General features: G+C 70.8%; 8 protein-coding genes and 1 tRNA gene. 3 read left to right on the top strand and 6 right to left on the bottom strand.

Annotated elements, in window-relative coordinates; translation table 11 throughout:
- Positions 1–103: 103 nt before the first annotated feature.
- Positions 104–1,171, top strand: coding sequence for a DUF6670 family protein (locus QH283_RS24285; RefSeq protein WP_280505253.1), 1,068 nt, complete (start codon positions 104–106; stop codon positions 1,169–1,171).
- A 14-nt stretch (positions 1,172–1,185) separates the two neighbouring features.
- On the opposite strand, the gene QH283_RS24280 is transcribed toward QH283_RS24285, so the two are convergent.
- Positions 1,186–1,398 carry a DUF4287 domain-containing protein gene (locus QH283_RS24280; RefSeq protein WP_280505252.1) on the bottom strand — a complete coding sequence of 71 codons (213 nt, stop codon included), beginning with the start codon at positions 1,396–1,398 and terminating at the stop codon, positions 1,186–1,188.
- A gap of 176 nt (positions 1,399–1,574) precedes the next feature.
- The gene (locus QH283_RS24275; RefSeq protein WP_280505251.1) at positions 1,575–2,570 is read right to left on the bottom strand and encodes a helix-turn-helix transcriptional regulator; all 996 of its coding nucleotides are present in this window, start codon (positions 2,568–2,570) and stop codon (positions 1,575–1,577) included.
- A 117-nt stretch (positions 2,571–2,687) separates the two neighbouring features.
- On the opposite strand from QH283_RS24275, the gene QH283_RS24270 reads away from it, so the two are divergent.
- The gene (locus QH283_RS24270) at positions 2,688–3,089 is read left to right on the top strand and encodes a RidA family protein (protein WP_280505250.1); all 402 of its coding nucleotides are present in this window, start codon (positions 2,688–2,690) and stop codon (positions 3,087–3,089) included.
- Positions 3,090–3,161: 72 nt separating this feature from the next.
- Here the strand turns inward: QH283_RS24270 and QH283_RS24265 are convergent, their stop codons facing one another.
- The 4 genes from QH283_RS24265 to QH283_RS24250 all read right to left on the bottom strand — a co-directional run bounded on the left by QH283_RS24265 (position 3,162) and on the right by QH283_RS24250 (position 6,221).
- Positions 3,162–3,755, bottom strand: coding sequence for an NUDIX hydrolase (locus tag QH283_RS24265; protein ID WP_280505254.1), 594 nt, complete (start codon positions 3,753–3,755; stop codon positions 3,162–3,164).
- 315 nt (positions 3,756–4,070) lie between these two features.
- A tRNA-Pro gene (locus tag QH283_RS24260) sits at positions 4,071–4,144 on the bottom strand.
- Between the two features lie 56 nt (positions 4,145–4,200).
- Positions 4,201–5,088: a hypothetical protein gene (locus QH283_RS24255; RefSeq protein ID WP_280505249.1), complete on the bottom strand. Its 888-nt coding sequence runs from the start codon at positions 5,086–5,088 to the stop codon at positions 4,201–4,203.
- 158 nt (positions 5,089–5,246) lie between these two features.
- On the bottom strand, positions 5,247–6,221 hold the full coding sequence (locus QH283_RS24250; protein WP_280505248.1) for a metallophosphoesterase: 975 nt from the start codon (positions 6,219–6,221) through the stop codon (positions 5,247–5,249).
- Positions 6,222–6,406: 185 nt separating this feature from the next.
- Between QH283_RS24250 and QH283_RS24245 the strand changes: the two genes are divergently transcribed.
- Positions 6,407–6,871, top strand: coding sequence for a GatB/YqeY domain-containing protein (locus QH283_RS24245; protein WP_280505247.1), 465 nt, complete (start codon positions 6,407–6,409; stop codon positions 6,869–6,871).
- Positions 6,872–6,935 lie beyond the last annotated feature (64 nt).

Genomic DNA, 6,935 nt, shown 5'->3' with positions numbered 1-6,935 from the left:
GGCCCTCCTTAACCCCCTCTCACCCCCCCCACCCCCCTCGGGGGGGGGGGGCTGTTACCCCTGTCTCCCCCGCCCCCCCCACGAGGTGTGATCGAATCGGGACATGGTCAACCGAATCACCGGCGCGCTGATCCACCCGGTGCTGCGCATCGCGCGGACCGCTTTCGACGGTGCCGAGGACCGCATGGGCCGTCCCTTCACCGAGCCGGACATCCTGGTCCCGCACACCCGCTCCCGCCGCGTCGGCTGGACCCACTACGGTCTGATGATCCCCGACCTGCCCGAGCCACACCGCTACCTCACGATCATGTCGCTGATCGGCGGCACCGGCTCGCTGGCCTTCGACAACGACCACGCCCTGGTCGCCTCACCCCGCCGCAACGCCACCGTGGTGGTCGGCACCGCCGCCACCCACCCCCGCCACTTCGGCAACTACGAGATCGGCCGCGACGGTCGCTTCCGCGAGGACGGCAGCGACCTGGTCTTCGGCCGCGAACTGTCGATCACCGGCGGCTACCCGTACTACCGGGTGCGCGCCGAGATCGGCGACTGCGCGATCGAGCTGGGCATCGAAAACACCGACAAGGTGTCCTGGTTCTTCCACAGCCCCGTCTACAAGCACCTCGGTCTGCTCTCCCGCTACCGAGGTCACCTGACCCTCGCCGGCGAGCGCCAGGAGGTGGAGGGGCTGTGCTCGTTCGAGTACGGCGCCTGCCCCAGCGCCCACCTGCTGCACGACGCACCGCTGCCCGCCGCCCTCAAGGCTCCCCTCGACTACTTCGTCTATCACATCGTCAACCTCGACGAATCGAATCAGGTGCTGCTGAGCCAGTATTCGATCGGAGGTAGGCCGCTGATGACCTTCGCCCTGCACCGCGCTCTCGACAGCCACACCGCCGCCTACCACGACACCACCTTCGAGGTGCTCGAGTACGAGGACGATCCGCACCCGACCCCCGCGGGCCCGGACATGCGGCTGCCGCGGCGCACCCGCTTCCCCGTCCGCGACCGGGGGAGGCAGTGGCTGGTGGTGGAGACCGACATGGACACCCCGTGGACCTACGGCCTCGGCACCGGTTTCGTCAGCGGCTTCGCCTACACCGGCCGCTGGCGGGACGCCGACCTGGCCGGGCGCGGTTACGTCGAATACATCGACCGCCGCGCCGGCTGAGCCCCGGCGCCCGTTCAGCCGGCGTTCTTCTCGGGAAGAGTGTGCGCGACAAGGGCGTTGGCGTGCCCGTGGCCGAGCCCGTGTTCGGCCTTCAACCAGTTCACCAGCTCCATGTGCTTGGTGAGCGGCGAGGCGAGGATCAGTGCCTTCCACTCGGCGATCGGCTTGCCGTACTTCTTCTCGATGGAGGGGAAGTAGGAGGCGGGGCCCTTGGCGGTCGCGGTCATGGCATGGTCCTTTCTGCGCTGTGCTCTCCGTGCTCGCAGGTAGGACGGGACGGTTTCGCCGAATTCATCGGTGCGGGGGGAAATTTCCCCGGCCGGTGGGCTCGGGCCCATCCGAGCGCGTTCGTGTTCGCCGGCCGACCGTATCCGCCACGACCGGCGAGGTCCGAACTTCTCGGCTACGACTCGGACTCGACAGCAGGGCGTGCGGACTCGCCGTGGCGGGTGGCGACAGCGGCTGCTCTGTCCCGCAGAGCTTTCCGCAGCGACAGTGGCGCCAGGACCTCGGCCTCGGGCGCGAGCTGCCACAACGCCCACTCGGCGTGCCGGGCGTCTTGGAAGCCGACCTCCATCACCAGCTGATCCCCGTCGAGCTGCTCGTCGCCGACGACCACCGCCGTATCGACCAGTTCCTTCCGCCGTCCCGGCACGGTCCGCACCACGGCTGTCACCAGATCTCCGCCGGCCCGGAACCGGGCCGCCCGCTCCCGCCAGGCCGCATCCAGATCCACTCGATCCGCCCGCCGTGCGGGTTCGGCCAGCACCTCCGCCTGCGCCATCCGCGAGAGCCGATAGGTCCGTTCGGCCCCTTCGCGTGTCGCCAGCAGGTAGCTCTGTCCGCGCGCCACCACCATCCCGACCGGATCCACCGTCCGCCACCGCGCCCGCTCGCCCACGGCCGTGTATCGGATGCGCAGCCTGCGACCTTCGAGCACCGCCCGCCGCACCGCCTCCGCGACGCCGCCCGGCACCTCCTCGCCCGTCAGCCGCCGCGCCAGCAGATCCGTCTCCGGCTCCACCAACAGCCGCTCGGCGACATCCACCGCCGTCTCCCGATAACCGGCGGGCAGCGCGTCGACCACCTTCAACACCGCCGAGGCCGATGCCGACCCCAGTCCCAACGCCTGCGCACCCCGCCGCCCGCCCGCGATCAACAGGGCCAGCGCCTCGTCGTGTGTGAGCCCGGTGAGTTCGGTCCTGAATCCGGGCAGCAGGGCGAACCCCCCGTGCCGTCCCCGCTCCGCGTACACCGGAACCCCCGCCGTCGACAAGGCCTCGATGTCGCGCAACACCGTGCGCGTCGACACCTCCAGTTCCCGCGCCAGCTCACTCGCCGTCAACCGCCCGCGCTGACGCAGCAACAACACCAACGCCACCAACCGATCGGCCCGCATCAGGAAACCCTAGAAGAAATACCCGACAGAGGATGTCGTGAAATCCGGTCAGGCTTGCTTCCGCGCCCGCGAAACCGGGGCCGATTCCCACTGTCCGACACAGGAAATGGAGCCGCTGTGGCAGCCGTCCGAACCGCCGTCAACCCCGTCACCTGGTCCACCGAACTCGGCTTCCACCAGGCCGAACTCGTCACCACCCCCACCCGAACCCTCTACTGCTCCGGTCAGACCGCCATGGATGCCGACGGCAAACCCCGGCACGACGGCGATATGGCCGCCCAGCTCGCCCTGAGCCTCGACAACGTCGAAGCCGTCCTCCACGAGGCAGGCATGACCATCGCCGACCTCGTCCGCCTCAACGTCTACACCACCGACGTCGAAACGCTGTTCCAGCACTACGGCATCCTCGCCGCCCGCCTGGCCGCCGCCGGGGTCGCGCCCGCCACCACCATGCTCGAAGTCACCCGCCTCGCCGTCCCCGGCCAGCTGGTCGAACTCGAGGCCACCGCCGTCGACTGAGCGGTCCGCCCCGGCGCGGGCCCGTGCGGTCCGCGTCGGCTTCGGCCGAGCATCAAGTCGGCACGCCGCGCATCACCGTGACGCGAAGTCCGGCTGAGCGAAGGTCGCGACGCGGGTGGCACGCCCGCGCAGCACCACCTCCCGGAACTGGTGGATGATCGCCCCGGTCGGGGCGAACAGGCGCTCGCCGCGGAACGGCCACTGGAACAACGGCTCGTCGTGGCCGGGCAGCGGCCGGAACACGGGGTCGACGTCCAGTTCCGCCTCGGTCACCTCGAACATCAACGCCACCTCGTCGGGATTGGGGCGCGGTGGCTCCCCGAGCGCGCCCACCCACACCACCACCGGCGTCATCACGTAGCCGGACCGGGTGACGAAATCGTCCAGCCGACCCAACACCGCCGTCTCGTCCGCCGCCACCCCCAGCTCCTCCTGGAGCTCACGCAGGGCCGCCCGCTCCGGTGTCTCGCCCGGGTCGATGGCCCCGCCGGGCAGAGCGAACTGGCCGGGATGCGCCCGCATCCGGCTCGGCCGCAGCGTCAGCAACAAGACCGGCCCGTCCCGGCGCTCGACCACCGCCAGAGCGACAGCGGCGCGCCGACCGCCGCTCTCGGCCGAAACGACCTGGAACCGGTTCAGCGCCCGCGCACAGCGCTCGCGAGTCATCGCCGGGGCGCCAGGAGTCGCGTCGTCCGGGATCGAGTTCACCGTGTCCGCCGTCACCGGCCGACTGTAACCCGGCCGACCACACCCCGGTCGCCGACCATGGTCACAGAAAAGGCCCCTCGGCATCCGAGATTCCCCGCCCGGTTCCGAGACCATCGGCGAACCAGGACAATTCGATCACCGGGAGCGCGTGAACCCTGCCGAGTACATGACGTCGCCTTCCCCGACATCGACCTGCTCCGACCCCGAGGCAGAGAAAAAGCCCCCGACCAGGTATGCCCGGTCAGGGGCTCTATCGTGTCTCAACCACACGAGTCGGGGTGACAGGATTTGAACCTGCGACCTCTTCGTCCCGAACGAAGCGCGCTACCAAGCTGCGCCACACCCCGTGGAGTGAACCTGAAGTAGCTTACAACAGGGCGGGCTCAGTCATTAAATCGCCTGGTCAGTGGGGGTGCGTGTCGGGGCGGAGGCTGGCGAAGACGCGGCGGGCGGTGGCGCGGTCGACGGCTCCGGGGACGCCGGTGTCGGCGGCGATGACCACGACGAGGCTGCCGGTGTCGGCGCTGGTGGCGAAGGTGTAGACGGAGAACTCGGGGGCGCAGCCGGGGGCGGGGCGGGCCACGCGGCCGCGGGCCTCGACGAAGGTGCCGTGCAGCAGGCCGTCCTGGGAGCGCAGCGGCTCGGTGACGGCGGGGACGGCCTCGGCGGCGTAGGCGACGCGGGCGAGCCTGGTGGCGGTGTCCAGGGCCGCGGCGGTGGCGTCGCTGTCGGGGGAGCCGGTGAGGAAGGAGATGGTGCGGGTGGAGCCGGGGCAGTAGTCCTTGCCCTCGGAGGCGTAGCCCTTGCCGCCGACACTGTCGGAGCCGCTGCCGAAGCCGCCGGAGTAGCTCGGGGAGGCGACGGTCCAGTCGGCGGGGACGTCGTAGGCGGCCTCGCTGTCGGGGGCGACGACGGCCCGGTAGCCGGGGACCACCGCGGGAGTGGAGATGACGGGCTCCTCGGTCCGCTCGACGCGCGCGTGGGCGGACTGGGTGAGGGCGCTCACCAGGCCGGGGGTGTCGTCGGCGCCGGAGTCGGGGCCGCTCGCGGTGACGGCCACGGCGGCGCCCGCCACGACGGCGACGGCGGCCGCGCCGGCGCCGATCCAGCGGTAACCGCCGGAGTCGGGCCGGTAGAGGGCGCGGGCGACTTCCATGTCGTCGTAGGGAGGGGTGGCGTTGCGCAGTGTGGTGTGGGTCAGTGTGGTGTGGCCCGGATCCGGGTGGGGCGCTGGATGATCCGGGTGGGCGCCCGCCGCCCGGCGTGTGTCCGGCGTGAATCCAGTGCTCATCGTCGTCCCCTCCTACGACCGACGTATCTCCCGGCACGCGACCCTACCGACGAGCACGTGCGAACACCTACTCGCCTCCCCGGCGGGGTGGCCGAACGATCGGGGCACGGCGTGCGCCGCGCCCCGATCGGGCTTGTCGAAGCTGCTGTGGAACTCGCTCAGCCCGCGACGGACTGCGAGGCCCGGCCCTCGCTGGACTCGGTGATCGGCCGCTTCGGCGGCGCGGCGACCAGCGTGAGCAGGGTGGCCTCCGGCCTGCAGCAGAAGCGGTACGGGGCCCACGGCGAGGTGCCGATGCCCGCGGACACGTGCAGCTGGGTGTGCGCGCCCCAGCGCGAGGGGCCCTTCACCCGCGACTTGTCGATGCCGCAGTTGGTGACCAGCGCGCCGTAGCCGGGCAGCACCAGCTGGCCGCCGTGGGTGTGGCCGGCCAGCACGAGGTCGTAGCCGTCCTCGGCGAAGCGGTCGAGTACGCGTGGCTCGGGCGAGTGCGTCAAGCCGATGCTCAGGTCCGCCATCGGGTTCGGGGTGCCGGCGATGGTCTCGTAGCGGTCGCGGCGCAGGTGCGGATCGTCGACGCCCGCGGTGGCGATGCGGATGCCCGCCACCTCCAGATCGCGGCGCACGTGGGTCAGATCCATCCAGCCGCGCTCCTGGAACGCCGCGCGCAGATCCTTCCACGGCAGCGGCGCGCCGTAGACGCGGCGGTGATCGGTCTTGAAGTACTTCAGCGGGTTCTTGGGCACCGGCGCGAAGTAGTCGTTGCTGCCGAAGACGAAAAGGCCGGGGCGGGAGAGCAATCCGCCGAGGGACTGCACGACCGCGGGCACCGCCTTCTGGTGCGACAGGTTGTCGCCGGTGTTGACGACCAGATCCGGCTCCAGCCGATCCAGCTCACGCAGCCACTGCTGCTTGAGCTTCTGGCCGGGCATCATGTGCAGGTCGCTGATGTGCAGCACGCGCAAGCTCGACGATCCGGGCGGCAGGACCGGCATGGTGGCCTCGCGTAGGACGAACGCGTTGCGTTCTATCAGAGAGGCGTAGCCGATTCCGGCCACCGCGGCCCCGGTTGCTCCCAACGCGGTACGGCGGACCAACGCGGTTCGGCGGACAGAGGTCGAGATGACGGGCATTTGCCCAGCATAGGTGAGCGCGATGAAGATCGCTGAGTGTGTTTAGGCACACGCTCGCCGAAATCGGGCATAACGCCGCACCCGTGTCCGGCTCGCGCGCGAGGGAGCCGCCCGGTGGTCCGTGGCCGGCGGCACGCGGGAAACTCGCGCGAGTTCGGGCCCGCCCAGCGACTACCGTGAGCCCCATGTCGGAACTCAAACAGCGTCTGCGCGCGGACATGACCGCCGCGATGAAAGCCAAGGACACCCTCCGTCTCGCGACCCTGCGCATGCTGCTGGCCGCGGTCCAGAACGCCGAGGTCGCGGGCAGCCAGGCGCGTGAGCTCTCCGACGCCGAGGTGGTGGCCGTGCTGCAGAAGGAGGCCAAGAAGCGGCACGAGTCGGCCGAGGTCTACACCCAGGCCGGGCGCGGCGAGCTGGCCGCCAACGAGCACGCCGAGGCGCACATCATCGACGAGTACCTGCCCACCCAGCTGACCGAGGCGGAGATCGCCGACCTGGCCGACACGGCCATCGCCCAGGTGGCCGAGGAGATCGGCGAGCGGCCGGGCATGCGGCAGATGGGGCAGGTGATGAAGGTCGCCACCGCGCTGGCCGAGGGGCGGGCGGACGGAGCGCGCATCTCCGCGGCCGTCAAGGCCCGTCTCTGACCGGTGCGGTCGCGGACGATCTCAGGGCGCTGACGAGAACGGGCGGTCCGGCTGGGAGCCGGAC

Origin of the sequence: Nocardia farcinica, from assembly GCF_029867845.1 — a bacterium.
GTDB classification, from domain to species: domain Bacteria; phylum Actinomycetota; class Actinomycetes; order Mycobacteriales; family Mycobacteriaceae; genus Nocardia; species Nocardia farcinica_A.
The sequence above is the reverse complement of the archived record's forward strand: the minus strand, read 5'-3'. Positions and strand labels throughout refer to the sequence as shown.